This is a genomic window from Dysgonomonas sp. 216 (assembly GCF_010501065.1).
Lineage (GTDB): Bacteria > Bacteroidota > Bacteroidia > Bacteroidales > Dysgonomonadaceae > QVMM01.
This window is the reverse complement of the sequence record NZ_QVMM01000008.1, coordinates 48,395-75,002: the sequence shown is the minus strand read 5'-3', so window position 1 is coordinate 75,002 and position 26,608 is coordinate 48,395. Positions and strand designations below refer to the sequence as shown.

Below are 26,608 nucleotides of genomic sequence, written 5' to 3'. Positions count from 1 at the left end.
AGTAAATATTATAAAATAAAAACCGAGTTGTTAGACTCGGTTTTTATTGTTTTCAGAATGTTATCTTCTTATTCTTATATTTATAGCGTTTTTTATAGGGGTATCACTAACCATGGTTAAATAACCGCCTCCTCCGGCACCACTCAGTTTATAACCTTTTACTTGGCTTTTGTACTTATTTATGACTTCCATAATACTATCCGAAACTATATTAGGGAATAATGATATTTGAGCCTCAAAACTTTCTTTCATTGCTTTTCCAAACCTGTCGACATCTTTGGACTGAATAGCATTCCAGCAATCAATAGCTGCTTTGCTTAAACGTTCGGCATTTTCCCGAGTAAGGTTTGTGTCGGCAAGGGCATCATATTCTTCTAATCGAGGATATAGAGGTATAAGCCACAAATTGTTTTGTATCCAGTTCAGAAGATCATCATCCAGAATAGATTCTATTTCGGAAGGCCAAAAATCGCCATCGTAATGTAATTTATTCAGCCCCGGTAAAACTATACCTAACGAGTCCTGAGAGCCGCTTACATACTTTGTTCCCGGAGGGTTTTCGTAACAAAATAGTGTTTTAGCCAATTGTAGACGGTCTCCTACAGGAATATCTTCTTGCCATAGTTCTATGGCCTTTTTTCTCGAACTTGTAGACATTCCACTCCTGTCGTTAAAATCGTAGTCAGGCTCTATACAGATAGTTAAAACGGCACCCGGTGCTAATTTGCTTACAGATGGTTGATCGAGCCAACCTCCTGCTAAATCTATTCTGTACGGAATACGGCATTCTTCCCTAAGGGCAGTTGTCGATCTAACAGGTAATCCTTCATGAGGCATACGTTTACTAACAACATACTCAATACCCAGTTTTTTGCAAAGTTCTTCTTTTGCAGTACTATGTCCGTCCGAGTTTACGAAAAATATGTCAGGTTTTAGAGTTTGTATCTCTTTCAGAAAGTCGATAAGCCCATTACCTTGGTTTACCCATGCATCTTTTACAGCTTTTAAAGCTTTTACCATATAAAGGCGTTCTTTTTCGCTATTAATTGTTTTACGGGCTTTGAGTTCCATTATTGTTTTATCGGAACCTATTCCAACATACAGTTCTCCGTACGTGGCAGCTTCTTCAAAAAAGGCAACATGCCCACTATGTAACATATCGTAGCAGCCACTGACAAATACTTTTTTCATTTTTTATGTATTTTCTTTTTACAATACTGTAAAGATATAATTTTCTACAAATTAACGGAAGTTTTTTATCTATGATATTCTTCGTTTTTTATTCCTGTCGATATTTTGATTAAACTAATATTTAACATAATTAAAAAAAGTTTTAACCTCCAATGTTTTTTCTGCAATATCTTTTTGTACTTTTATTCTTTGATAAAAACTTTAGACAGTATGAAAAAGAGAGTTCTTTTTATAATCCTGATATTAATATGTACAGGAGTTCAGGCACAAACTAAATCGAAAAAAATGAAAGATTATGCCGAATTATGGATAAAGGCTAATAAATACGAAGCTGAAAGTTTGCCGCAATCGGCTGCAAATGTTGTAGATGAGGTGTTGGCACAAGCAATATCCGAAAAAAATAATGAGCAAATAATAAAAGCTCTTATTTGTAAAAATAAGTATAAGATAATAACTGATTCGGACGACAATCTGGGGTTGTTTTCCGATTTAGAAAACTTGCTGAAAGATATTTCAGGTCCTGCGGATAATGCGTTATTGCACACTTATATTGCGGAACTTTATTTGAACTACTACAACGATCAATATTGGAGTATAAAAGGTCGGACAAATTTAGGAAACTATATTCCTGAAGACATGAAAGAATGGACTACAAATATTTTTGAAGATAAAATATTTGAGCATTTTGGTAAATCGGTGGAAAATGTTGATTTACTGCTAACTAAAAAAATATCCGATTATAACGAACTTATAGAAAAAGGGGCAGACTCTAAGAAATATTATCCCACCTTGTATGACTTCTTAATGAAAAGGTGTATAGAATTAAGCAAGAATATTAATGGTATTAGATATGCTGACAAACCTTTGTTGAGTTTTGATAAAGTAACTTTAAATACTTCGGATTTTATAAAGTTGGATTCACAATCCTTTGGAAGCAATATTACTGCTGTTTCTTTTCTATATATTAAGGAATATTTGGAAAATCTGCATAATCGTAATATGACCGGAACCATTATTCTTACCGAGCTGGAAAGGTATAAATTAATATCGAGTGTATATGGCAGAAGTACAAGTGGTGCTCAAAGTCTTGATTTCTTATTAGATATATTCAATAATTATAAGTCGGACGAAACCTGTGTAGAGCTTATAAACCAAATAGCCGATTTATATAAAAGAAAAAACACAGATGCCGATTTAACCCAGGCTTACGATTGGTGTCTAAAAGGCATTGATATGTATCCGAAGTACGAACGGGTAAATATTCTTAAAATTCAGTTGAGAGATATGGAACGTCCTTATGCCCATATTTCGGGAAAAACAATATTTGCAGCTGATAAAAAAGATAAAAAACTGAAACTAGAGTATAATAATATAAAAACGGGTACATTAACTATATCTAAAAAAGCGGTAGATGGCAGTTTTAAATTTTTGAAAACAATAAATATAGAGCTTTCTCCAAAAACTACTTATATAAAAGAGAAACAAGATGTTGATCTAGGTATTACCGAAGCTGGTGAATATAAAATCAAGGCTAATTTTGGTGAAAATAATACCTATAAAGATGACTTTTCTCTGTATGTAACAAACCTTATGGTTTTAACTCGAGCTAAAGGCGAACGGGAATATGAATTTTATGTAGTAAACAGGCTTAATGGAAATCCGGTTAAGGATGTTTCTGTCAAAATTCTGAAAGATAATAAAATATTAAAAACAGCACAGACCGACAACAAGGGTTTTACTGTGCTTACAATAGATGAGAATATAAACAAGGATTATTCTCTAAGAAATAAATATAAATATCAGGTGTCGACAAAAAATGATGATTCGGGGTTGAAATGTTCTTTTCCTTACGATTACAGATATTGGCAAGGCGGAGATCAGCCTAATATTGTAACAGAAACAGAAAGAACAGATATATTTACCGACAGAAGTATATATCGTCCCGGGCAGATAGTTTATTATAAGTGTATAATATCTTCTGAAAATGAAGGTGGCGGATTTCGGGTTATTCCGAACAAAACTTACGAGGTTGAATTTGAAGATTCGAACGGACAGACAATAAGTGAATCAAAAGTGACGACAAACGAATTTGGTTCTTTATCGGGCGAGTTTACCATACCTAAAGGTTTAAATACAGGTACATATTCGATATGGATAAATGATAATTCCATTTACATAAATGTTGAAGAATATAAGCGTCCGACTTTTCAAATAACATTCGACAAGATAGATAAGACATACAAGTTTGGCGAAAAGATAACAATAAAAGGACATGCCGAAAATTTTTCGGGAATTAAGATTCAGGATGCCGAGGTTGAATATCAAGTAACTCAAAGCTCATTGTGGAGATGGTTTGGCGGTAATACAGAGACTATAGCTGATAGTGTTAGTGTTACACAAAAAGATGGATCGTTCGAAATATCGTTTATGATACCCGAAAAATCGGGTTCCGATATTGTTCCATTGTGGCGTAATATTTATTCATACAATGTTTCAGCAACGGTTACCGATATTAATGGGGAAACTCAAACCGGAGATTATCGCTTTTCTGTTGGAAGCGTTTCGATGATTCTTTCAGCCGATATTCCTCAGATGCTAAGTAAAGAAAGTGCTGCTGTTATTAATATAAAAGCAACTAATCTTGATGGTTATGAAATAAGTTCGGCAAACGGTAAGTACACAGTATATAAAATGACAGACAATGATTCAGTGAAGACAGAAGTATTGACGGGTGAATTTGTACTTGGCAAACAGGATGAACTGAAAGAAAAATTAAAAAAAATACCTTCGGGACAATATCTTATAAAACTTCAGGCTAATGATAGTAATGGCAATCTGGTAGAAAACGAGAATAAATTTGTCCTCTATTCCGAAAAAGATAAACGTCCTGCAATAGAAACGAATGAATGGTGGATTGTGAAAGAACCTAAGTTTGGACAAGGAAAAGCTGCTGAAATTATTTTAGGTATATCGGCAAAGGATATTACAGTACTTTACGAATTGGAAAAGGATAACAAAATATTGCAGCAACAACAAATTAAATACAATAATGAAAATAAGTCTTTTGTAATACCATATAACGAATCGTATGGCGAAAATGTATATGCTTGTTTTACTTATGTTGTAAATGAAGAGGTATACAGAAAAGAACAACTGATAGAGCTACAAAAAGAGGAGAAAAAGCTGAATCTTAGGTTTGACGTATTCAGGGATAAATTGCGTCCGGGGCAAAATGAGGAGTGGCGTATATCAATTACCGATAATCAGGATAAGCCTGCATTTGCCGAACTATTGGCTTCGATGTACGATTCGTCGCTTGATAAGATTTACCAGCCTGCTTATTGGAATATATATCAAAACTCCAAATATATAGCTAATCCTGTTGGACTTAATTCGGGAGAGGGATATAATAACCTGTATAAGACTTATAATGGAAGAACTTCTCGTTTCGATTATAAAAAATTCGAATTTGATGAATTAAGATGGTTTGGTTTTTCTTTCTACGGCAGAACCATGAGAATAAGAGGAACAGGTAGTACTGTAATGCCTGCTGCAGCAGTTGTAAATTCGAGCGATTTGGCCGAAATGGAGGAGGCTTCGATGGATGATGCGTTACAAGGTAGAGTCGCAGGACTTGCTGTGGCTAGTAAAGCAAAATTTGAATCGAATGGGGCTACTCTAACACAAGAAGCAGGTGCCGGACAGATAGAAAAAGCAGATGAATCGCAACCCCAAATCCGTCGTGATTTTAACGAAACAGCATTCTTTTACCCTCATCTGAAAACTGATAGTAATGGTAAAATATTGATAAGTTTTACTGTTCCCGAAAGTAACACTCTTTGGAAATTCAGAGCTTTAGCACATAATAAAGAATTGACATCGGGGGCACTCGAAGCTATTGCTGTTTCGAGAAAGGAGTTGATGGTTACTCCGAATTTACCACGTTTTATGCGTCAGGGGGATAAGGCAAGTATATCTACTAAAATATCAAATTTATCGGAAAGCCCGATGTCGGGAAATGTAAGATTAGAATTTTTTAATCCTGTTACAGAAGATATTATTGATATGCCTATGGCAGATAAACAGCAAACGTTTTCGATAGTAAAAGATGCTTCTGCATCAGTATCCTGGACTTTTGATGTTCCTGCTGATATAGAAATGATTGGTTGTCGGATAATTGCACAAAGTGAAAACTTTAGCGATGGAGAGCAACATGCTATATCGGTATTACCTAACCGTATGTTGGTGACAGAAAGCATGGCTATGCATGTAAACGCAGGAAAGAATGGGTACTTTACTTTCGATAAGTTTGCTAATAACAAATCTAAAACAGCTGAAAATTATCGCCTGACTTTGGAATATACAGCTAATCCGGCATGGTATGCCGTACAGGCATTGCCTACGTTAAGCAATCCGTCGGGAGATGATGCCATAAGCTGGTTTGCCAGTTATTATGTAAATACTTTAGGAACAGCAATAGGTGTTCAGTATCCTAAAGTATCGGCAATGATTAAAGCTTGGAAACAACAGAATCAGGATAAAAAAACGCTAACATCGGACTTGATGAAGAACGAAGAATTGAAGTCCGTATTGTTAGAAGAAACACCTTGGGTATTGGACGCAAAAGACGAAACAGAGCAGATACAGCAATTGTCGTTGTTATTTGATGCAAATAATAATATTCAGAAAACAAATATGGCAATAGATAAATTGTCAGATTTGCAAAATTCCGACGGAAGTTGGTCGTGGTTCAAAGGTTTTTATCCAAGCCGTAGCATTACTCAGTATATATTGTATGGTTTTACTCAACTTATCGGGATGAATGCCGTGCAATATCCCGAGAGAGTCAAACGTATGCAAATGAATGCTATCCGGTTTATAGATTTAAAAATCAGGGAAGATTTTGAAGATCTCAAAAAATATAATAAGAATTGGGAGACTATCACTTCTATCTCGACAAATCAACTTGAATATTTATATGTACGATCCAGTTACAGGGATATTCCAATAGATCAGGAGACTCGTACAGCAGAGCGTTTTTATACTTCGGTTGTAGAGAAAAATTGGACGAAACTCGATTTATATCAGCGTTCTCTTTTAGTAGTTCTTTTGCAGCGGAACGGAAACAAGGAATTATCGGCAAAAATTATGAATTCGTTGAGAGAGCACGCTAAAAAGACAGACGAAATGGGAATGTTCTGGGCTAATAATCGGAGCCATGTGTTTATGTCGCAGTCGGCTGTTGCAACTCATGTGTTTTTAATGGATGCCTTTAAAGAGGCTAAAGCGCCGGCAGAAGAAATGGATATGCTGAAGCAGTGGTTGATTAAGCAAAAACAAACTCAGAAATGGGAGTCGACACATGCTACAATAGATGCAATATATGCATTGTTAAGTACCGGTAGTAATTGGTTTGATGTGAAAAACGAATCGGCACAAATAACTATTGGTGGTAAAAAAGTTGACACTTCGAATATTGAACAAGGAACAGGATATATTAAAGAGACCTGGAATAAAGGAGAAATAAATTCAAAAATGGCTAATGTTCAGATAAGTAAACAAGGTAATACTCCTTCGTTTGGGGCTCTCTATTGGCAGTATTTTGAAGATCTTAATAAAATATCTACCTCGGTTAATAATGGTTTCAGCGTAGATAAACTGCTATTTGTTCACGAAAACGGAAAACTAAATATTGTGAACGAGAGTAGGTCGTTAAAAGTAGGTGACAAAGTGGTTGTGCGTTTGGTTGTAAGAACAGACAGGGATATGGAGTTTGTTCATCTGAAAGATATGAGGGCTTCATGTTTTGAACCAACTGAAACGTTGTCGGGTAATAAATGGCAGAACAATGCCGTATACTATCAATCGACCAAAGATGCTTCTACAAATTTCTACTTCGATAATTTGCCAAAAGGTACATATACTTTCGAATACGAATTATATGTCAGTCGATCAGGTACATACTCGAATGGAATAACAAGCATACAGTGTTTGTATGCTCCCGAGTTTATATCGCATACAAATGGTATAACAGTTACAGTGAAATAATTAAAGATGTTTTAATATAATAGAAAAGGTTGCAAAAAGCAACCTTTTCTATTTCTATACTTAATTTGTTATTAAACACCACTAAAAGCACTAAATCCACCGTCGATAGGAAGTACTACTCCTGTAATAAAACTTGCAGCAGGACTACACAAAAACTGAACAGCTCCGTTCAATTCGGTTATATCGCCAAAACGTCCCATAGGGGTTTTGTCCAAAACTTTTTTACTTCTGTCGGTTAGCGATCCGTCGGGATTAATCAGTACAGCACGATTTTGATCCCCGATAAAGAACCCCGGCGCTATTGCATTTACACGTATTCCATCGCCATATTTTAAAGCCATTTCGGTTGCAAGCCATTGAGTGAAGTTGCTAACGGCTGTTTTTGCTGCCGAATAGCCGGGAACTCTTGTTATAGCCGAGTAAGCAGCCATTGACGAAACATTTATTATACATCCGCTTTTTTGTTGAGCCATTATTTTGCCAAAAACCATACTGGGGTAAACTGTTCCGTTCATATTCAGGCTTGTAACTTTTTCCCAGTCCGATATTTTCATATTATAAAAATCCTGATCGGGATTCAATGTTGCTCCGGGCATATTTCCTCCGGCTATGTTTAGTAAAATATCTATTTGCCCCCATTTGCTAATAATCTCTTTAGCAACTTTTTCGAGATTTTCTATATCCAGAACATTGCCAATTATGCCGATAGCTTCGCCTCCGTTTGCTGTGAGTTCAGCAATCCTTACATCCAATTGCTCTTGTCTTATATCTAATGCTACAATTTTAGCACCTGCATCAACGAAGCTTTTAGCAATACTTCCACCTAAAACGCCCCCTGCACCTGTAATTACAGCAACTTTTCCTTTTATACTGAATTGTTCGTTCATAATGTTTTTGTTTAAATTATATTTTCTTTTATTTCATTCTTTACAGTTTCGATAACACCGTCCATCTGTGCCAAAGCATACATTCTTCCATAAAACGAATATCCCGGATTATACCCGTTTTTTTCGTCGTCAAGCATCAGCCGTCCATGATCTACCCGCATAGGCAAAGAAGTGTCTTCTTTTTCGAATATTCTGACAAGGTCGATAAGATGCCCCCTCCCTTCGAGATGCGGTGCTTCGATAAAGTTTCCACCCTCCAATATTTCGGTACTTCGTAAGTGTATAAAACGGGTACGCGAAGCAAATTTTTGAGCTAACTTAGGCACATCGTTCTGGCAACCAGAGCTAAGTGATCCGGCACAAAATGTTAATCCGTTATGAGGGTTATCCACAGCTTTTAGTATCCATTCTATATCTTCCTCGCTAGTTACAATACGTGGTAATCCGAGCATCTGATATGGAGGATCATCGGGATGCACACACATGTTTATTCCGTATTTTTCGCATACAGGCATAATACGTTCAAGAAAATATTTCATATTTTCTCGTAGAGTATTTCGGCCTATGCCATCATATAAGGCCAATAGGCTTTTGAATATTGCAACGGGATTTTGATCACCCTCTTTTATATTTCCATTAATGAAGCCTTGGGTCTTTACGATGATCGTATCGATAAGTGCATCTTTTTCTTCTTGCGTAATTGTTTTGTCAAGAGCATATACCTTCTTTAATTCTTCTTCTGTGTAGTTATTTTCAGCATTGTTACGCTTCAAAATCATACAATCGAAATAGGCAAACTTTATTTTATCGAAGAAAAGAGAAGATGTTCCATCTTCCCATTTATAATTTAGATCGGTACGTATCCAGTCTATAACAGGCATAAAATTGTAGCATACAGTTTTTATTCCTGCCTTACCGAGATTCTCAAGGCTGACGATGTAATTATCAATAAGTTTATCTCTGTTACTACCAGCATATTTTATAGCTTCGCTGACAGGCAGACTTTCTACAACCGACCATTCCAAACCGGCATCTTCAATGTATTGTTTTAGGTCAAGAATAGATTCTAAATCCCATACCTCGCCATTGGGTATATTGTGTAAAGCCGTAACAATGCCTTCTACACTAATCTGGCGAAGCATGGATAGTGTTATTTTGTCTTTTTTACCGAACCATCTCCATGTTTTTTTCATAATGTTTTGTCAGTATTTCTTTTATAAATCAATCGTAATTTATCTCTGTAAAAATAAGGACTATTAGACTTTGAAAGAATGTAAAATAGACATATATTAATGCATATTTGTTCATGTTTCTATTAATTTTTAACAGAATGAAGGTTTTGGGGGATTAAAAGGATTGTGATATACACAGAAAGCAAATCGAACTTTTATTAATAAAGGAAGATATGTTCATAAAATTATTTTGATATTGTGACAGAAATAAAGATTGTATTATCTTTGAGTTTACAAAAAGGTGAGTGCTTTTTCAGTATTTATCGTGTTTATAAGAACAATAATCTATAAAATAAATAATTTAAATATACAGTTTTATGATCTTCAGGTTTTTAATGTTGTCAGACGAGATAGATGACTTCAAAAGAGAAATTCAAATTGATGCAAATGATACGTTTTTCGATCTTCATAAAACGATTCTTGAATCGGTAGATTACAAAGAAGGAGAGATGGCTTCTTTTTTTATTTGTGATGATAATTGGGAAAAGGAGAAAGAAATAACTCTGATAGAGATGGATACCAGCTCGGAGGAAGATTCTTACGTAATGGATGGTTGCGCGTTGGATGATTTTCTCGAAGATGAAAAACAAAAATTGATGTATGTTTTTGATTACCTGACAGAGAGGGCATTTTTTATAGAATTAGCTGAAATAATAACAGGCAAAAACTTAGATAAAGCAGTAATAACAAAGTCAGTTGGACTTCCTCCTGTTCAGTTTATGGAGTTCGATAATATTGCAGCAGTAAACGGTTCTCTGGATATTGGCGAGAATTTTTATGGCGATGAAACTTATGATATAGACGAATTGGATGCCGAAGGATTTGATGGTTTAGATAATTTTGAACAATTGCCTGACGACGAAAATTTTTGATGAAAAAACTAATCGTTTTACTTGGACCTACAGGTGTCGGTAAAACCGATTTAAGCCTACATCTTGCCGAATATTGGAATTGCCCGATAATTTCAGCCGATTCGAGACAAATATATAAAGGATTAACTATTGGAACTGCCGCGCCCACGGAAGAACAGCTAAAAAGGGCTAAACATTATTTGGTGGCAAAACTCAATGTTGAGGAATACTATAGTGCAAGCGAGTTTGAACAGGATTCCTTAACATTGATTAATGATATAAATTCTCCGTACATTATAATGAGCGGAGGTTCTATGATGTATATCGATGCTATATGTAAAGGTATAGACGATATTCCGACTATTGATGACAAGCTTCGAGCTGAAGTCTATCAGATGTATGAAGAACAAGGACTAGAAGCAATAAGGACACAACTGAAGATACTTGATCCTGTATTTTATAAACAAGTTGACTTGAAGAATCATAAACGGGTTATTCATGCTCTCGAAGTCTGCTTAATGACGGGTAAACCATACTCTTCTCTACGAACAAATTCAGTAAAAGAACGACCGTTTGAAATCGTAAAAATTGGATTGACACGTAACAGAGACGAGTTATATGAACGAATAAATAAACGCGTTGATATAATGATGGAGCAGGGATTGCTTGATGAAGCTCGTCGTTTTTATCCGTTCAAGTCACTCAATTCTTTAAATACTGTCGGATATAAAGAGCTATTCAAATATCTTGATAATGAATGGACTTTGGATTATGCAATAGATAAAATAAAACAAAGTTCGCGTATATATTCAAGAAAACAGATAACATGGTTTAAGCGGGATAAGGATATTCACTGGATTAATCTTTCGGAAACATCCGAAGAAGATGCCATGTCCTGTATATTATCGATTGCCTGATAGCCGAAGATGTTTTTTCGTATTGTATTACTCTGTAACTTGTTTTTTAGGATAAAGTATTGTAATACTAACTTCGCTTGAGTCTTGGTTTCCAGCAAGGTCAATACAAGAATATCTCAATATGTATTCGCCGGTACGGGTTGGGTAATTTGTCGATTTTCCGGTTGTTTTATCATAATAAGAAGAAATAGATGGAACAACAAATCCGGTGTTCAATGTAGCCGTGTCTTTGCCAAAGAATGACCATCTTCGAATATGCTTTTGTAAAGCAAAGCTATCGCGAACAACGCTGTCTGGCTTTTGCATGCTTGGCGAAGGCATTATTTGTATACGAAAAGTAGAAAGCCCTCCGTTGTCGGAAAGATCTGCATATATGTAATTTATTACACTATCTCCAATTAAAATAGTATCCCCAACTCTGAAATTATCAATTCGAGGCTTTTGATTGTCATCGTCGGAACCACTACACGATAAAAGTATAGACGATAATATGTAAAGTACTGATAGCGTATAAAATATTCGTGCCATTGAAAATGCTACTTGTTTATGATGGTGCAAATTTACTAAAAAAGGCTTGTGTTTCTTTGCTGGGCATAATGATTATTAATAAAATATGTTATAACTTTATCAGTGGTTTAAAACTATTTATAACAATCTTGCTACTAGTATTGTCGGCTTTTTATATCTATTATTCTACTTAATAGTATTGAAATATCCTTATATAAAAATTGTAATTAATCTGTAACTTTGCAGGCTTTTAGTCAAAATAAAGCCCCATTATATTAGTGAATAATACATTAGAATATAAAAATATGAAAAAGGTTTTAATAGCATATGCAGTAGAACAAGAGTTTACACCAATAACCTTGAAAGGATGTAAGGTTGAATACGTGAAAACAGGAATTGGAAAAGCTAAAGCTGCAATGAACCTGACTGCGGCAATATGTAATAATAGACCTGATATTGTTATAAACAAAGGCACAGCCGGAACGTTGACTCATGCTGTTGGTAATATTTTTGTATGCAGGCGGTTTATTGACAGAGATTTTCAAGCAGTTCAATTGCCTGGTATTGATTTTGAGCTTAATTTTCGAGAAGAATTGGATGCTGATGGATTAACCCGATCTTGGTTGTCTTCCAATGGATTAACCGGAACGTGTAATACCGGAGATAGTTTTGTAACCGAAGCTGAATTAATAGAAGGTGATGTTGTTGACATGGAAGCTTTTGCTTTGGCTATAGTATGTAAAAAATTTAATCTTCCGTTTATTGCTGTAAAATATGTAACGGATATTATCGGGCAAAACTCTGTGAAACATTGGGAGGATAAGCTAACAGATGCTCGGGGAGGTTTAGCTCAGTGGTTTTTAGATAAATAATATGCTTCTGCCGTTAAAAAAGACTAATAAAATAGTGAAGTACTACAAAGGCTAATTTATATAGAAATTATTATTTAGTATCTTTGCAAATTAAACTGTAAAAATATATAGGTTCGTGAAAAAACAATACAAAATGGGTGTTGACGCAGGATCAACTACGATAAAGGTAGTTCTTCTTGATAATACTCAACAGATTGTATATAAGGCATATCGTAGGCATCAGGCAAATATCAGGCAAACATTTATTGAAGAAATAGCTAAAATAATTCAGTTATTCCCTGATTCGGAGTATGATATAAATATAACAGGTTCGGCTGGTATGGGAATCGCTGAACGTACCGGAGTATCTTTTATTCAGGAGGTTGTTGCGGCTGTAGAGGTTGTTAACAATGTTTATCCTGAAACTCGTACCTTGATAGATTTAGGGGGGGAAGATGCTAAAATGGTATTCTTCAGAGAGGGTAAACATCCTGATATTCGAATGAATGGTAGTTGCGCTGGAGGAACAGGTGCTTTTATCGACCAAATGGCCAGTTTAATGAATATTTCGGTTGAAGAGTTGGGAGAGCAAGCTTTGAAATTCGAGAAGCTTTATCCTATAGCTTCTCGTTGTGGAGTATTTGCAAAAACCGATGTTCAGAATCTGATAAGCCGTAATATTCCAATACCTGATGTTTCGGCTTCGATTCTTCATGCTGTTGCAATTCAATCGGTTACAACATTATCCAGAGGGTATGATATAGAACCTAAAGTATTGTGTATAGGTGGTCCTCTTACGTTTATACCGGCTCTCCGAAACTCTTTTAGAGAAGCATTGAAATTAACCGATGCAGATTTTATTTTGCCCGAAAATGGAGAATACTTTCCGGCATGGGGAGCTGCCCTATATAATAATAAAAGAGAACAGTTTTGTTCTTTAGAGCAACTTCTTCAAAAAATGGAAGTGTCTACTGCTGTTCAAAAAGAGACTCTGCCTGTTCTTTTCAAAGATGAAAAAGAATACAATGATTGGAAAGCTGTACGGAAAATAAAGCATCTGAATTTCGAAAAGTTGGGTGCACGAAAGAATGTAGATTGCTTTTTAGGCATAGATTCGGGTTCGACAACAACAAAAATAGTTGTGATGGACTCTGCTGCTAATATTATCTATACTTTTTACGATAATAATCAGGGGAATCCATTGAGGAAGGTACTGTCGGGGATGCATAAGTTTTACGCTGAAGCGAAAGCTCAAGGTGTGGAAGTAAGCTTTTTGGCTTCGGCAGCAACCGGTTATGGCGAGGATCTTATCCGTTCGGCTTTAGGTTTAGACTATGGCATTGTTGAAACAATGGCTCACCTCTCAGGGGCGCAATATGTTGATCCTAATGTATCGTTTATACTAGATATTGGCGGACAGGATATAAAATCAATCTTCACGAAGAACGGTGTAATCTCGAATATAGAGTTGAATGAAGCATGTTCGGCTGGATGTGGTTCGTTTTTGCAGAATTTTGCGTCTACAATGAATATGGATATAAGCGAATTTGCTACAGAAGCATGTCTGGCTAAATATCCGAGCGATTTGGGTTCTCGTTGTACGGTGTTTATGAACTCGAAAGTAAAACAGGCTTTGCGTGAAAATGCTGATGTTGGCGATATTTCGGCGGGGTTGGCGTATTCTGTTGTCAAGAACTGTTTGTTTAAAGTGCTTAAAATAAACAATCTGAATGAACTAGGCGATAATATTGTTGTTCAGGGAGGTACATTCAGAAATGATGCTGTATACAGGGCTTTAGAAATGCTTTCCGAAAAATCGGTAAGTTCTACTGATTATCCTGAATTAATGGGAGCATTAGGGGCTGCATTATATGCACATAAATTGTGGGAGAAAGAAGGTGCTAAACAACTTAGCAAAGTTATCTGTTTGTCTGATCCCGACAAAATAGATACACGCGAATTGCAATGTAAAGGTTGTACAAATTTGTGCTCGGTATTGCGGTTTAAGTTCGATAATGGTAATATCTCTTATGCAGGTAATAAATGCGAAAAGATATTCTATAATACCAATAATGTTCGTAAACAAGGATTCAATGCATTTGATATAAAAAATGAGGTTCTGTTCAATAGGCCTGTAACTGCCGAAAATATTCAAAAAGGTAAGACTATAGGTATACCACGCGCATTAAATATGTTCGAGAATTATCCTTTTTGGCATGCACTATTGTCGGAGTGTGGGTTCAACGTCAGATTGTCGCCAGAATCTACAGTGCACTTGTATCAAACGGGAGTAGGAGGGGTTATGTCTGATAATATATGTTTTCCGGCTAAGCTGGTACATGGGCATATATTGTCTCTGATAGAACAAAAGGTCGATCGTATATTTTACCCTATTATACCGAAAGATGAGAAGGAATTCGGGAGTTCATCCAACTCGTTCAATTGTCCGGTTGTTAGCGGCTATCCGGAGGTTGTTCGTAGTTCTATCGATCCGGAAGCTAGGTTTGGAATACCTTTCGATAAACCGGTTATAACATTTAATACAGATGAAGCTTTAGAGAAAACATGTTACAGGTATTTGTCGACTCTGGGAGTTTCGAAATCTGTTTTCAGAAAGGCTTTTCAAGTAGCTTTGTCAGCTCGGTCAGAGCTTAAGCGACAGTTACGGGACGAGCAAAAAGATTATCTGGATAAAGCGATAAAAGATAAAGAGATGGCTTTTATTGTTGCAGGGCGTCCGTATCATACCGATCCTTTGGTGCATCAAAAGGTAGGGCAAATACTTTCTGACTTAGGAGTATTGGTATTTACTGATGACGTGTTCAGAAAAGAAGTTACAGCGGGATTTAGTGCGTTAAATATAGTTTCTCAATGGTCGTACCCTAATAGGGTTGTTCAGGCTGCAATGGAGGTCGCAAAACTTCCTCAGAATGTACAATTAATACAGTTGAACTCATTTGGATGTGGTCCTGACTCGTTCTTTATGGATGAGGTAATGGAAGTATTGAAACAGGCCGGAAAAAACCTAACAGTTCTTCGTATTGATGAAATTGCTAGTCCGGGTTCAATTCGTTTGCGTTTGCGGTCGTTGGTCGAATCTCTGAAAGCAATTAATACTGACGAAAAACAGGATGTAAAGCCATTTAAGAATTATGGAGTACGTTATGAAGCGGAAGACAGGAAGAAAACAATCTTAGTGCCCTGGTTTGCCGATTTTCTATCGCCTTTTGTTCCTGCTTTAGGTGAGTTAGTTGGATATAAAATACAAAATCTGCCTAAAACAGATAAAGCATCAGCCGATTTGGGTTTGGTTTACGGCCATAATGAGGTTTGTTATCCGTCTACTCTTGTTTTAGGCGACATTATAAAAGCATTGCAGTCGGGCGAATACGACTTACAGGATATTGTTCTTGCAATAACTCAAACCGGAGGGCAATGTAGGGCAACAAATTACCTCTCTCAAATTAAACTTGGTTTGCAGGCTGCCGGGTTCCGAGATATTCCTGTTGTAGCTTTAAGTTCGGGTGATACTTATCAGAATGACCAGAGTGAGTTTAAAGTTGAATGGAAAAAACTTCTTAAAATAGCTATTCATCTGGTATTGTATGGCGATGCGCTTCAACAGATGTATTCGGCTATATCGGTACGCGAGAAGAAAAAAGGATCGGCAAAGAAGATTTTTGATTTCTATATGGAGCGAGGAGCAGACGCTACACGGGCAAATAACCCAAAGACAGTTCTTCGCCTTTTAAAAGAGGCTGTGGCCGATTTTAATAATATTCCGATCAATGATAAGGATTTGGCAAGAGTTGGGCTTATAGGTGAAATATATATAAAATACAACAGTTACGGACAAGCTCATATAACAGAGTGGTTGCGGTCGAAAGAAGTTGAAGTTATAACTCCGCCTATTTTGGATTTCCTTGCCCAGTTTTTTGTTAATGGTAAAGTGAATACCGATAATGGACTGAAAGAAACTAGCTTGTTCGAGAAAGCTCTACAGCCTCTATTCTGGAAGTATATAAACAGTAAGATAAAGAAGGTTGAGAAAATAATGTCGGACTTCCGTTTCCATATGCCTAGCGAATCTATATTTGCTAAAGCAGAAGCTGCATCTGAGATTATCGATCTTTCGAATCAGTTTGGCGAAGGTTGGCTTATTGCAGGCGAAGTGGCTCATTACGCTCGTAAAGGAATAAACAAAGTTGTATGTATACAACCTTTTGGGTGTATTGCTAACCATGTGGTAGCTAAAGGGATAGAAAAACGTATAAAATCGGTATATCCCGATATGAACCTGTTATACCTGGATATAGATGGAGGTATTGCTGACGTAAATTTACAAAACAGGTTACATTTTATGATTTCGTAAGTAATCTCTTAAATAACAGATAGTTTATAAAATAGCAAAGGGTTTTATGTATAGATAAAACCCTTTGTTATTTATTCGTTTTAGTTGTAAACTAAAGTGTTATACTTCTAAATCTATATCAAACAATTCGTGCCAAGGTAGGCCTTGTTTGTTTAATTGCTCCATAAATGGATCCGGATCAAACTCTTCGACATTGAATACTCCCGGTTTACGCCAGATGCCTTTAATAAACATCATTGCTCCAATCATGGCAGGAACCCCCGTAGTATAACTTACAGCCTGAGTGCCGGTTTCTTTATATGCCTCTTCGTGCGAAGCATTGTTGTATATATAGTATGTTCGTTTTTTTCCATCTTTAAGCCCTTTTATACGACAGCCTATCGATGTTTCGCCTTTATAGTTTTCTCCCAAATCGCCCGGATCGGGTAATACTGCTTTAAGAAACTGGATTGGGATAATTTCTACTCCATTATACATTACAGGATCGATGCGCGACATACCTATGTTTTGAATAACACGTAAGTGCGTTAAATATTCCTGACCGAAAGTCATCCAGAAACGGGCGCGTTGTAATGTTGGAAAGTTTTTTACCAGCGACTCCAACTCCTCGTGGTATATAACATACGAATCTTTAGGGCCTATATTCGGATAATTTAAAGCTTTGCGTATTTCATGTGGCTCTGTTTCTATCCATTGCCCGTTTTCCCAGTATTTACCTTTTTGGGTAACCTCCCTTATATTGATTTCGGGGTTAAAATTTGTAGCAAAAGGTTTTCCGTGATCCCCTGCATTACAGTCTACGATATCAAGAGTTTGTAATTCGTCAAAGTGATGCTTAGCTGCATATGCAGTAAATACGCTTGTAACTCCGGGGTCGAATCCACAACCCAGAATTGCGGTTAATCCGGCTTCTTTAAACTTGTCCTGATAAGCCCATTGCCATTTGTATTCGAATTTAGCTTCTTCTTTAGGCTCATAATTAGCTGTATCCAGATAATTAACGCCGCAAGCCAGACAAGCATCCATTATGGTCAAATCCTGATAGGGTAGGGCTACGTTAATAACCAATTCGGGTTTAAACGATTTGAATAGTCTGATGAGATCGTCAACATTGTCAGCATCAACTTGTGCTGTTTGTATTTTGTTTCCGCCTATAGCTTGGGCTATAGCGTCGCATTTCGATTTAGTTCGGCTAGCCAGCATGATTTTGGTAAACACATCCATGTTTTGTGCTACTTTGTGTGTAACTACCGTACCAACACCTCCGGCTCCAATAATTAATACTCTTCCCATTTTTTGCTTCCTGTTAAATTTGTAGGGTTCTACAATATATTTGAATTTACAAATATATTAATCTTCTGTGAGTTCTCCCGATTCTTCAGCTTGATTTTTTACAGTATCCAGAATTGTCATAACAAATAGGCCAAGGTTTAAATCCATAGGATATATACTTCCTGTTTGGATACTGATTCCTATTCCCATGCCTCCGCCATGATTTCCGACGGCAACCGATCCCGAAGGGCGGACTGATGTTCCTCCCAACGAAAAACAGCGTCCTAGTTTGTATTCTTCACCATATATTTCGATCGAAGAACCTAATAAACCTCCAATGCTGATTTTGGTTTTTCCTCCTATCTGATTTTGATGTATAGTGTAAGTGTATGGATATAGCGACATCTTTTCTTTATTCATTTTAAAGGTCTTCGCTTTTTCCGTATTCTTAGTGTTTAAATCACCAAAAACAACTATTATATTATCTTCGTATAACGAGAAATTTTGCTGTATATCATCTTCGCTAAGGCAGTATACATCAACCTGCAATATATATTGATTGTTGCTAAATGTAACATCCTCGATAGCAAAAGAATTTGCTCCTATATCGTTGGCGGCATCCCAAAGTTTATAGAACATGGTCGACAGGGAGTTTTTTCCTTGTTTGTCTATAATAAGTTTGTAAGTTCCTATTTTGGGGTATGTGGACAAATCCATTTTAAAATCGATATACTCGAACTGATCTGTTTGGATAGTTTGCTCAATGGCTTCTGCTTTGTAAAGCAATTCTATATTCTGGGCTGTTGCCGGAAATAAAGAAATCAGGCATAAGAATATGAAAAATAATGACTTCATATATGCATGTTTTATGTATAGATAATTACTTGTCGCCCAAATACATTGAGCATATACCGAAAGTATAGGTCTTGTAGCGTGCGTTGCGGAATCCATTCTTAGTCAGTACTTCTACCATTTCTTTGCCTTGAATAAATGCTTCTATTGATTTTGGCAAGTAATTGTAGGCCGATCTGTCTTTAGATATAAACTTGCCGACAGTTGGTATAAACACTTTCGAATATAACCAATAGGCTTGTTTCATAGGGAAGTTACGAGGTGTAGATAATTCCAGTATCATTAATCTGCCACCCGGTTTTAATATTCGGTGTATTTCTTTCAACCCCTTATCCAGATCCTCAAAATTACGTACCCCAAATGCTGCCATAGCTGCATCGAATGAATTGTTGGGCAGATCAAGATTCATACAATCTTGTTTGTCGAAAGCTATATGATCGGACAGGCCTGCTTTTTCAACTTTTTGCCTGCCAACATCCATCATACCTTCCGATAGGTCGATTGCTAATATGTTCTGGGGCGATAATAGCCGATATGCCTGAATGGCAAGGTCGCCGGTTCCGGTAGCTATATCAAGAATGTTTGTTGGATTGATGTCTTTAAGTGAGAGGATACTTTTTTTTCGCCAACTTTTGTCAATACCCATTGATAGGGTATGATTTAAGGTGTCGTATCTTTGGGCTATAGAGTCAAACATCCGCTCCACTTGTACTCCTTTATTTTCGGAGCTGTCATATGGAAGAATTTTTTCGCCTTTGTAAGTCATTTTCTAACTTCTTAAACCGAGGCTTTTTTTAACTCGATTTTGCCGATTTTTCGGGCTTTTACTTTTACGATTTTTCCGTTTTTCGAAAAAATGAGATTTCCGTCCTCTTTTTGTTTTTGTTCAAGTAATCGATTGTAAGATAGGTTTAATCCTATAAGCAATTTGTTTCTTAACGCTAATTCCTGTCGATTCATGAATGAATAATTTGGTTATAAATATTTGGGTCGTATACCTCTATAACTTGCTCCTTCTTTCCTTCAATTATTACTTTAAAAGGATTTTCGGAGTTGTCTATCACCATCCAGTAATCGGATATAGGTGTGTATAGGGTAAACAAATTTTGTGCTCCCGCTTTATATCTCCTTCGTATTATTTCGGTTGGTACATTATGCCCTCCCGACCTGACGCGATCTTCGACTCTTCGAATAGCCAACTCTGGAGAATTCAGCCAAAAATATAACAAAGTTACGAAATAACCATCTTTTTGTGCTTTTTTAATAAATCTTACATACGATTTTGTTGCGAGAGTGGTTTCTATGGCAAAATCTTGTTGTTGCTTTAACATTTCCTCCATTCTTATCACCATTATGCGTCCTGCGTCTATTGCCGCCTTTTCAGGCTGAAAGGGCGAGAGCCCACGGGCTATTTCATCGGCATTTATAAATTCCTTACAGCCGAGCATTTCGGGTAGTATGGCAAACGATGCGGTTGTTTTTCCTGCGCCGTTGCATCCTGATATTAAATAGAGGTTAGGCATATTTTTCAGCTTTTGTTATTGTCTTTAATTCTATGTTTCTAGAATACAGCTTTCGCTACAAGGTTTTATTGCTATCTGATTTTATAAAACCTGACAATTCTGACAAGTTTTGATTGTTTTTTATCAGCTATTTGTTGTTGGTAATTTCATCGCGATCAAATAGCTAATGTATAGATAAATAAGTGCCTGTTTTTCAGAACAGGCACTTACATTATAAAATTGTCAGATTTTTGTAACCTTTCTGTTATTTCTTTAGTTTATCTAACGTTTCTGTAAAGAAATTGTTTCCGTTACGTCCGTCAAATTTTGTAGCTAAAGCAAGTGCGGTATTATAAAAATATTTGTTTAGTTCCAAAAGATTGTACTCCCCGTTTTTAGAGAAGTATGGTAACCGTGCCGATAAATTTAAACTCTTTATACCTTCTTTATTTGTCAGGCGTAACATGTTAGCCGAAAAATAGAATGTGAAGTAATCTTCGGCACCAATGCTCCAATCTGCGAATTTTTCAAATAACATCCATGCCCCGTTTTCGTCGTATATCGATGCGCAATATATCATATACGAAATATTTAGTAACATATACGATTCAAGCTGCTCAACCTGAGATAATTCGTTTTCGGCATCAGTCAAATAGGCTTTTGCCCTGTCGTTATTTTGTTGAGCTAATTGATACGCAAAAAACGAAAGCGTGTTAAAAGGTTCATATTTACAGGTGTCGCGCTTTGTAAACAGATCGTCGGCAATAGTAAGAGCTTTCTCCGTATTGCCTGACAATAATTCGAGTTCCGAATCCAGATTTATCCAACACGCCTTGCAAAACGACACTTCGTCAGGTTGGTCTTTATCCTTTAAAGCCTGATACCGTCGGGCCATGTCATATTCTCCTGTCTGCATATACCATTGCATCATTAACAGGTTGTATGTAAATGTACCTTGTCCGTTTTTTATCATTCTTCGTTTAAAGTCTTCCCTTATATGTTCGATTTGAGCAACGGAGAACGAAGAATTTCGCAGAGCAGCGGCAACCATCCATTTATATTCGAGCATGATGTTATTGTCTTCGAATAAGTCAGGATTTGCATCTACAGTATCCAGAATCCAAGTAAAAGCCGGTATGCTTTCTATACAATGGGCTGTTCCCTTTTCCTGATAAATAATGTCCATACGCAAATCATATCCCCAGTCGACGTCGTTATTGGCATCGGCTATGTTTATGGCTTGTTTAAGTAACGTTATTTTGTCATCAAGGTTGTTGGCTTTATCAACTTCTAAAAGTATCTTCTGGATTTGTAGATTGTGGTTCATGCTTTCTCTTATTTATTCAGGTAATTTTTGATATTGTTTTCAATACGTGCCGATACGTCTTCCGATTGTGCTTTGATAAATTTCTCTCCTACAATTTTCTCGTATAGTTCGATATATCTTTCCGATACAGAGTTGCAATACTCTTCTGTCATTTCGGGTACTTTTTGTCCGTCTTTACCTTGAAATCCATTTTCCATAAGCCATTTACGTACAAATTCTTTCGATAACTGACGTTGTTCTTCTCCTTTTTCAAAAAGCTCGTTGTATGTGTCAGCATAAAAATAACGGGAAGAATCGGGTGTGTGTATTTCGTCAATCAGGTATATTTTACCATCTTTTTTACCGAACTCGTATTTTGTATCTACTAATATCAAACCTTTTTGAGCAGCAATCTCAGTACCCCGTTGGAACAAAGCATAAGTATACTTCTCTAATTGTTCGTATTCGTCTTTCGATACTAATCCCTGAGCTATAATTTCTTCTTTCGAAATATTTTCATCATGCCCTTCGTCGGCTTTGGTGGTAGGGGTGATTATAGGAGATGGAAATTTTTGATTTTCTTTCATTCCTTCAGGTAACTGAATGCCACAAAGGTTACGTACTCCCGATTTATATTCGCGCCATGCACTACCTGTAAGGTATCCACGGATAACCATTTCTACTTTGTAGGGTTCGCAACGCAAACCTACAGTAACCATAGGGTCTGGAGTCGCAAGTTTCCAGTTAGGCAAAATGTCGGCAGTTGCATCCAAAAATTTATCTGCAATTTGGTTTAATACCTGTCCCTTGTAAGGAATTCCTTGCGGAAGAACCACATCGAATGCCGAAATTCTGTCGGTTGCGATCATTACAAGTAAATCTTTTCCAATTGAATATACATCTCTAACTTTTCCGTGATACACATTTGTTTGTTCCGGAAGATTGTAATTTGTATTAACTAAAGTATTTTTCATCTTCTGTTGTTGTTTTTTGCAGTAAAAATATAATAATTTTCTTTATTCAGCTTGATTTTTTCGAGTATCTTCCTTGTCTTTTTTTACCCGTTTATCTTCTTTTTCGTAGGCTTCAACAATGCGTTGTACTAATTTGTGACGTACTATGTCTTTTTTTGTGAACTCTATACGCCCAATTCCGTTAACACCTTTCAGCACATTTAAAGCATGCTTTAGCCCCGATAGTTGAGATGGGGGTAAATCAATCTGGGTAATGTCGCCGGTAATTATCATTTTGGCATTCATACCTAAGCGCGTCATAAACATTTTGATTTGATTTATGCTTGTGTTTTGAGCTTCGTCGAGAATTATTACGGCATCATTCAGCGTACGTCCACGCATAAAAGCAAGAGGCGCTATCTGAATAACCTTATTTTCGATATATTCTTTTAGCTTCGATGTTGGGATCATATCTTCCAAAGCATCATATAGCGGCTGTAAGTATGGATCTATTTTATCTTTCATGTCTCCGGGTAAAAAGCCAAGTTTTTCGCCTGCTTCAACAGCCGGACGACTTAATATGATTTTTTTTACCTCTTTGTTTTTCAAAGCCTTTACAGCTAATGCAATAGCTACATACGTTTTGCCGGAACCGGCAGGGCCAAGAGCAAAAACCATGTCGTTTTTTTCAAAAGCCTCAACTAGTTTTTGCTGATTCTCGTTGCGAGCAAGAATGGGTTTACCACTCATGCCGAATATAATCAGATTGTCCTGACTTACTACATTTGGTGATTTTCCTTTAACTATGCTTATTATATTTTCCTCGGTTAACGAATTGCGCTCGGCACAAAATTGTTCAAGTTCCCTTATACGTTCTTCAAATACAGGGATTTCTTCGGCGTTCCCCATTACTTTTATTACATTCCCTCTGGCTACTATTTTGAGCTTAGGAAACAGGGTTTTTATAAGTTGTAAATTGCTATTATTTATCCCGAAAAAAATAACGGGATCAATATTGTTAAGTACTATAATTTGTTCTATCATTCAATAAAAAAGCCTTGTGTTTTAAGGTCGTGAGCCTTGTTGTTCTATATCTGTAATTTAAAAAACTAAATGATATAGCATTAATATCACTAGTTTTGAATACAACTTTACCAGTATAATAGTATCGAAATGAGGATGATTAATCGTTTTGATAATGATTTAATCTGGTTGCTGTTATGTGTGCAAAATTACGATTCTTTTTGGTATAGAAAACATATAGTGATTCATAAACTTTACCTAAAATCATTAAAAAAGAAGATAGAGATATTATGAGATGTGTTTATGGCTTGTTAAATATCTGTGTGTTAGTTGTTTTCGGTCTGTTTTGCAACGAGTGAATAAATTTCCTCTCTCATAAATTGCAAAAAAGAAGATTTTTTTTTATTATCTTTGCAGTTCAATTAGTCATATCGAATAATGAGTACAAAAAAAGTTTTATTTATAACACAAGAGATTTTTCCTTATTTACCGGAATCTACTATCGCAACAAACTGCCGTTATTTACCACAAGCAATACAAGAGAAAGGAAAAGAAATAAGAACTTTCATGCCTAAGTTTGGAAGTATAAACGAACGAAGGAATCAACTACATGAAGTTATCCGTTTATCGGGTATGAACCTTATTATTGATGATACCGATCATCCGCTAATAATAAAAGTAGCTTCGATACAAGCTGCGCGTATGCAGGTTTACTTCATAGATAACGAAGATTTTTTTAACCGGAAGCATACAATTCAGGATGATAGTGAAACTGAATTTGATGATAATGACGAAAGAAGTATCTTTTATGTGAGAGGAGTTCTCGAAACAATTAAAAAATTACGTTGGATTCCTGATGTTATCCATTGCCATGGCTGGATGACCGCATTAACGCCTTTGTATATAAAAACAGCATTTGCCGATGATCCTTGTTTTAAGGGTTCGAAAGTTGTTTATTCGTTATATAATGATGATTTTAAAGAACCTTTTAAGGAGAAGTTCTCTTCGAAATTGAAGCTTGCAGGAATATCCGATAGTGATATAAAAGATTTGAATGGGGATGTTGATTATGTGAAACTGACAAATTTTGCAGTAAAACACTCGGATGCAGTTATTCAATGTGAGGAAAACGTAAATAATCAGGTTCTTGATTATGTAGCACAAAGTAAAAAGATGTTTTTACCATATCAAGGCGGGGTGCCTGAGGCTGTAGATGCTATTGACGAGTTTTATAATAACCTATAAATACTAAAAAAAAAGAAAAATATGCCGAATCTTACATTTGGTATATTTTTTTTTTAGATATTTGAGCCAAAATAAAAAAAACAGGAAATTAGAATGAGAATCGGAGCACTATTAAGTGGATTATTAGCTATAATTGTTTTAGTTTTTTCGGCATGTGATGATGACTTAACAGGTGTAGGTTCGGGAATGTTGCCTGATGGAGACCGTATGTCGTCGAAAACTGATACAGCCTACATAGCGGCTAAAACAGTTTCGTTGGAGAATTCAGTATACGGAAATGTTGCGTCGAAAATGTTGGGTAAATTAACGGATGATATTCTGGGTACTGTAAAGTCAGAATTTCTTACCGAATTTTATTGTGCTGAAAATTTATCGTTTAAAGGAGTTGATGTTGTAATTGACTCTGTTAAAATAGCTCTTGATTATACATCATATGCGGGCGACTCATTGGTACCAATGGCAATATCGGTATATCAATTGACCGATACATTGGTTCCTAGTTATTATACAGATATAGATCCGACGTTGTTCTGCGATATGGAACGCCTTTTAGGACAGAAAACTTTTACAGTTGACAGTTCACCAAGTATTTGGGAAAGTGGTGTGGAAATTCGTTCGGTATACATAGATGTGGATAAGCAAATGGGTGTTGATTTTTACAATGAATCGCTCAGAGAAGACAATGCATTCCAGAATAAGGATAAGTTAAGATCATATTTTCCGGGAATATATGTTACTACTACATTTGGTTCGGGAGCTATGATAAGTGTTGCGCGTACCACATTTAATGTCTACTATCAATATACTGATAAACTAGGTAATAAGGACGGAACACAGGATACTATACGTACTTCTACATTTTCGTTGATTGTAACACCAGAAGTTATTCAGATTAATCATGTTGAAAATGCTTCGATAGAGCATTTGTTAGGTATTGGTACCGAAACACCAGAAACGCCTTATTTGTATATGAAATCGCCGGCCGGAGTATGTCCAAGTCTGTCTTTGCCTATTAAATACATAAAGGAGCAGTTGGAGGAATTGGGAGAGGATTCGAAAACAGCGATAAATTTAGCAAGTTTCTCTGTTAAAGGGCATACCCAGAAAGAGGTAGATTTAACCTCTGATTATGGAAGACCTAACTATTTGTTGTTAATAGATAAAGATTCGGTAGATTCGTTTTTTAGGAATAAAACATCGGCAGTTGATGCTAAAACATGTACATATGCAGCACGTACAGTGTCGACAAATACATATAACTTTGGAAATATATCCGGTATTATAAACGAATATTTGGAGCGTGATTTAGACGAAGACCCCGAGTTTTTATTGTTGCCAATTTCGATAGATTTTAATTCGAGTACAGGTGTAACTCAACGATTTTATAATAACATGTATCCTTCGAGCGCTATTTTGAGAAGTGGAAAGGATGATATGAGATTAAATCTGATTTATTCGAAATTTAAATAAAGATGATATTTTTGAGTAGAAAAAATAACAAGGGAGCTTTTTAGTTCCCTTTGTTTTTGCAAAGATTTTATACGATAGGCAATAATTGCTTTGCCCGATTTTTTCAATATTTTTGTAGCTTGTTTTAAT

Annotated in this window: 19 protein-coding genes; 7 read left to right on the top strand and 12 right to left on the bottom strand. The window is 36.2% G+C overall.

Annotated features, from left to right (window positions below):
- Nucleotides 1–60: 60 nt before the first annotated feature.
- A complete protein-coding gene (locus tag D0T53_RS06535; RefSeq protein WP_163266285.1) occupies nt 61–1,191 on the bottom strand; it encodes an adenylyltransferase/cytidyltransferase family protein in 1,131 nt (376 codons plus the stop codon).
- A 210-nt stretch (nt 1,192–1,401) separates the two neighbouring features.
- Here D0T53_RS06535 and D0T53_RS06530 point away from each other — a divergent pair, with 210 nt between their 5' ends.
- Complete coding sequence (locus tag D0T53_RS06530; protein ID WP_163266283.1) at nt 1,402–7,239, top strand: alpha-2-macroglobulin; 5,838 nt, start codon at nt 1,402–1,404, stop codon at nt 7,237–7,239.
- A gap of 71 nt (nt 7,240–7,310) precedes the next feature.
- Here the strand turns inward: D0T53_RS06530 and D0T53_RS06525 are convergent, their stop codons facing one another.
- Together D0T53_RS06525 and uxuA are read right to left on the bottom strand one after the other, a co-directional pair.
- The gene (locus tag D0T53_RS06525; protein WP_163266281.1) at nt 7,311–8,126 is read right to left on the bottom strand and encodes an SDR family oxidoreductase; all 816 of its coding nucleotides are present in this window, start codon (nt 8,124–8,126) and stop codon (nt 7,311–7,313) included.
- An 11-nt stretch (nt 8,127–8,137) separates the two neighbouring features.
- Nucleotides 8,138–9,319, bottom strand: a complete 1,182-nt coding sequence (uxuA, locus tag D0T53_RS06520; RefSeq protein WP_163266279.1) for a mannonate dehydratase — start codon at nt 9,317–9,319, stop codon at nt 8,138–8,140.
- 356 nt (nt 9,320–9,675) lie between these two features.
- Between uxuA and D0T53_RS06515 the strand changes: the two genes are divergently transcribed.
- Nucleotides 9,676–10,230: a plasmid pRiA4b ORF-3 family protein gene (locus D0T53_RS06515; RefSeq protein WP_163266277.1), complete on the top strand. Its 555-nt coding sequence runs from the start codon at nt 9,676–9,678 to the stop codon at nt 10,228–10,230.
- Nucleotides 10,230–11,126, top strand: a complete 897-nt coding sequence (gene miaA, locus D0T53_RS06510) for a tRNA (adenosine(37)-N6)-dimethylallyltransferase MiaA (protein WP_163266276.1) — start codon at nt 10,230–10,232, stop codon at nt 11,124–11,126. The genes D0T53_RS06515 and miaA overlap by 1 nt, the downstream gene beginning before the upstream one ends.
- A 27-nt stretch (nt 11,127–11,153) precedes the next feature.
- Here miaA and D0T53_RS06505 read toward each other — a convergent pair whose 3' ends face one another.
- Entirely contained in the window at nt 11,154–11,654 is a 501-nt protein-coding gene (locus D0T53_RS06505; protein ID WP_163266275.1) for a DUF4625 domain-containing protein, read from the bottom strand.
- A 284-nt stretch (nt 11,655–11,938) separates the two neighbouring features.
- On the opposite strand from D0T53_RS06505, the gene D0T53_RS06500 reads away from it, so the two are divergent.
- Together D0T53_RS06500 and D0T53_RS06495 are read left to right on the top strand one after the other, a co-directional pair.
- Nucleotides 11,939–12,505 carry a 5'-methylthioadenosine/S-adenosylhomocysteine nucleosidase gene (locus D0T53_RS06500; RefSeq protein WP_163266274.1) on the top strand — a complete coding sequence of 189 codons (567 nt, stop codon included), beginning with the start codon at nt 11,939–11,941 and terminating at the stop codon, nt 12,503–12,505.
- A gap of 115 nt (nt 12,506–12,620) precedes the next feature.
- Nucleotides 12,621–16,856 carry an acyl-CoA dehydratase activase gene (locus tag D0T53_RS06495; RefSeq protein ID WP_370457800.1) on the top strand — a complete coding sequence of 1,412 codons (4,236 nt, stop codon included), beginning with the start codon at nt 12,621–12,623 and terminating at the stop codon, nt 16,854–16,856.
- A gap of 99 nt (nt 16,857–16,955) precedes the next feature.
- On the opposite strand, the gene D0T53_RS06490 is transcribed toward D0T53_RS06495, so the two are convergent.
- The 8 genes from D0T53_RS06490 to D0T53_RS06455 form a co-directional block, all read right to left on the bottom strand.
- Nucleotides 16,956–18,149, bottom strand: coding sequence for a saccharopine dehydrogenase family protein (locus tag D0T53_RS06490; protein ID WP_163266273.1), 1,194 nt, complete (start codon nt 18,147–18,149; stop codon nt 16,956–16,958).
- A 57-nt stretch (nt 18,150–18,206) separates the two neighbouring features.
- Entirely contained in the window at nt 18,207–18,983 is a 777-nt protein-coding gene (locus tag D0T53_RS06485; protein WP_163266272.1) for a hypothetical protein, read from the bottom strand.
- A gap of 25 nt (nt 18,984–19,008) precedes the next feature.
- Nucleotides 19,009–19,746 carry a bifunctional demethylmenaquinone methyltransferase/2-methoxy-6-polyprenyl-1,4-benzoquinol methylase UbiE gene (ubiE, locus tag D0T53_RS06480; RefSeq protein ID WP_163266271.1) on the bottom strand — a complete coding sequence of 246 codons (738 nt, stop codon included), beginning with the start codon at nt 19,744–19,746 and terminating at the stop codon, nt 19,009–19,011.
- Between the two features lie 11 nt (nt 19,747–19,757).
- The gene (locus tag D0T53_RS06475) at nt 19,758–19,940 is read right to left on the bottom strand and encodes a hypothetical protein (protein WP_163266270.1); all 183 of its coding nucleotides are present in this window, start codon (nt 19,938–19,940) and stop codon (nt 19,758–19,760) included.
- Nucleotides 19,937–20,503 carry a zeta toxin family protein gene (locus D0T53_RS06470; protein ID WP_163266269.1) on the bottom strand — a complete coding sequence of 189 codons (567 nt, stop codon included), beginning with the start codon at nt 20,501–20,503 and terminating at the stop codon, nt 19,937–19,939. The genes D0T53_RS06475 and D0T53_RS06470 overlap by 4 nt, the downstream gene beginning before the upstream one ends.
- A gap of 244 nt (nt 20,504–20,747) precedes the next feature.
- Nucleotides 20,748–21,809, bottom strand: a complete 1,062-nt coding sequence (locus D0T53_RS06465; RefSeq protein ID WP_163266267.1) for a hypothetical protein — start codon at nt 21,807–21,809, stop codon at nt 20,748–20,750.
- A gap of 8 nt (nt 21,810–21,817) precedes the next feature.
- A complete protein-coding gene (locus tag D0T53_RS06460; RefSeq protein WP_163266265.1) occupies nt 21,818–22,762 on the bottom strand; it encodes a phosphoribosylaminoimidazolesuccinocarboxamide synthase in 945 nt (314 codons plus the stop codon).
- Between the two features lie 42 nt (nt 22,763–22,804).
- Nucleotides 22,805–23,785 carry a PhoH family protein gene (locus D0T53_RS06455; protein ID WP_163266263.1) on the bottom strand — a complete coding sequence of 327 codons (981 nt, stop codon included), beginning with the start codon at nt 23,783–23,785 and terminating at the stop codon, nt 22,805–22,807.
- A 417-nt stretch (nt 23,786–24,202) separates the two neighbouring features.
- Between D0T53_RS06455 and D0T53_RS06450 the strand changes: the two genes are divergently transcribed.
- Together D0T53_RS06450 and D0T53_RS06445 are read left to right on the top strand one after the other, a co-directional pair.
- Nucleotides 24,203–25,009: a glycogen/starch synthase gene (locus tag D0T53_RS06450; RefSeq protein WP_163266261.1), complete on the top strand. Its 807-nt coding sequence runs from the start codon at nt 24,203–24,205 to the stop codon at nt 25,007–25,009.
- Nucleotides 25,010–25,102: 93 nt separating this feature from the next.
- Nucleotides 25,103–26,479: a DUF4270 domain-containing protein gene (locus tag D0T53_RS06445; RefSeq protein WP_163266259.1), complete on the top strand. Its 1,377-nt coding sequence runs from the start codon at nt 25,103–25,105 to the stop codon at nt 26,477–26,479.
- Nucleotides 26,480–26,608: the final 129 nt, after the last annotated feature.

What these genes read in the sequence shown, in the direction of transcription:
- D0T53_RS06535 (WP_163266285.1), bottom strand. Translation starts at nt 1,191, where the DNA reads ATGAAAAAAGTATTTGTCAGTGGCTGCTACGATATGTTACATAGTGGG.
- D0T53_RS06530 (WP_163266283.1), top strand. Translation starts at nt 1,402, where the DNA reads ATGAAAAAGAGAGTTCTTTTTATAATCCTGATATTAATATGTACAGGA.
- D0T53_RS06525 (WP_163266281.1), bottom strand. Translation starts at nt 8,126, where the DNA reads ATGAACGAACAATTCAGTATAAAAGGAAAAGTTGCTGTAATTACAGGT.
- uxuA (WP_163266279.1), bottom strand. Translation starts at nt 9,319, where the DNA reads ATGAAAAAAACATGGAGATGGTTCGGTAAAAAAGACAAAATAACACTA.
- D0T53_RS06515 (WP_163266277.1), top strand. Translation starts at nt 9,676, where the DNA reads ATGATCTTCAGGTTTTTAATGTTGTCAGACGAGATAGATGACTTCAAA.
- miaA (WP_163266276.1), top strand. Translation starts at nt 10,230, where the DNA reads ATGAAAAAACTAATCGTTTTACTTGGACCTACAGGTGTCGGTAAAACC.
- D0T53_RS06505 (WP_163266275.1), bottom strand. Translation starts at nt 11,654, where the DNA reads ATGGCACGAATATTTTATACGCTATCAGTACTTTACATATTATCGTCT.
- D0T53_RS06500 (WP_163266274.1), top strand. Translation starts at nt 11,939, where the DNA reads ATGAAAAAGGTTTTAATAGCATATGCAGTAGAACAAGAGTTTACACCA.
- D0T53_RS06490 (WP_163266273.1), bottom strand. Translation starts at nt 18,149, where the DNA reads ATGGGAAGAGTATTAATTATTGGAGCCGGAGGTGTTGGTACGGTAGTT.
- D0T53_RS06485 (WP_163266272.1), bottom strand. Translation starts at nt 18,983, where the DNA reads ATGAAGTCATTATTTTTCATATTCTTATGCCTGATTTCTTTATTTCCG.
- ubiE (WP_163266271.1), bottom strand. Translation starts at nt 19,746, where the DNA reads ATGACTTACAAAGGCGAAAAAATTCTTCCATATGACAGCTCCGAAAAT.
- D0T53_RS06475 (WP_163266270.1), bottom strand. Translation starts at nt 19,940, where the DNA reads ATGAATCGACAGGAATTAGCGTTAAGAAACAAATTGCTTATAGGATTA.
- D0T53_RS06470 (WP_163266269.1), bottom strand. Translation starts at nt 20,503, where the DNA reads ATGCCTAACCTCTATTTAATATCAGGATGCAACGGCGCAGGAAAAACA.
- D0T53_RS06465 (WP_163266267.1), bottom strand. Translation starts at nt 21,809, where the DNA reads ATGAACCACAATCTACAAATCCAGAAGATACTTTTAGAAGTTGATAAA.
- D0T53_RS06460 (WP_163266265.1), bottom strand. Translation starts at nt 22,762, where the DNA reads ATGAAAAATACTTTAGTTAATACAAATTACAATCTTCCGGAACAAACA.
- D0T53_RS06455 (WP_163266263.1), bottom strand. Translation starts at nt 23,785, where the DNA reads ATGATAGAACAAATTATAGTACTTAACAATATTGATCCCGTTATTTTT.
- D0T53_RS06450 (WP_163266261.1), top strand. Translation starts at nt 24,203, where the DNA reads ATGAGTACAAAAAAAGTTTTATTTATAACACAAGAGATTTTTCCTTAT.
- D0T53_RS06445 (WP_163266259.1), top strand. Translation starts at nt 25,103, where the DNA reads ATGAGAATCGGAGCACTATTAAGTGGATTATTAGCTATAATTGTTTTA.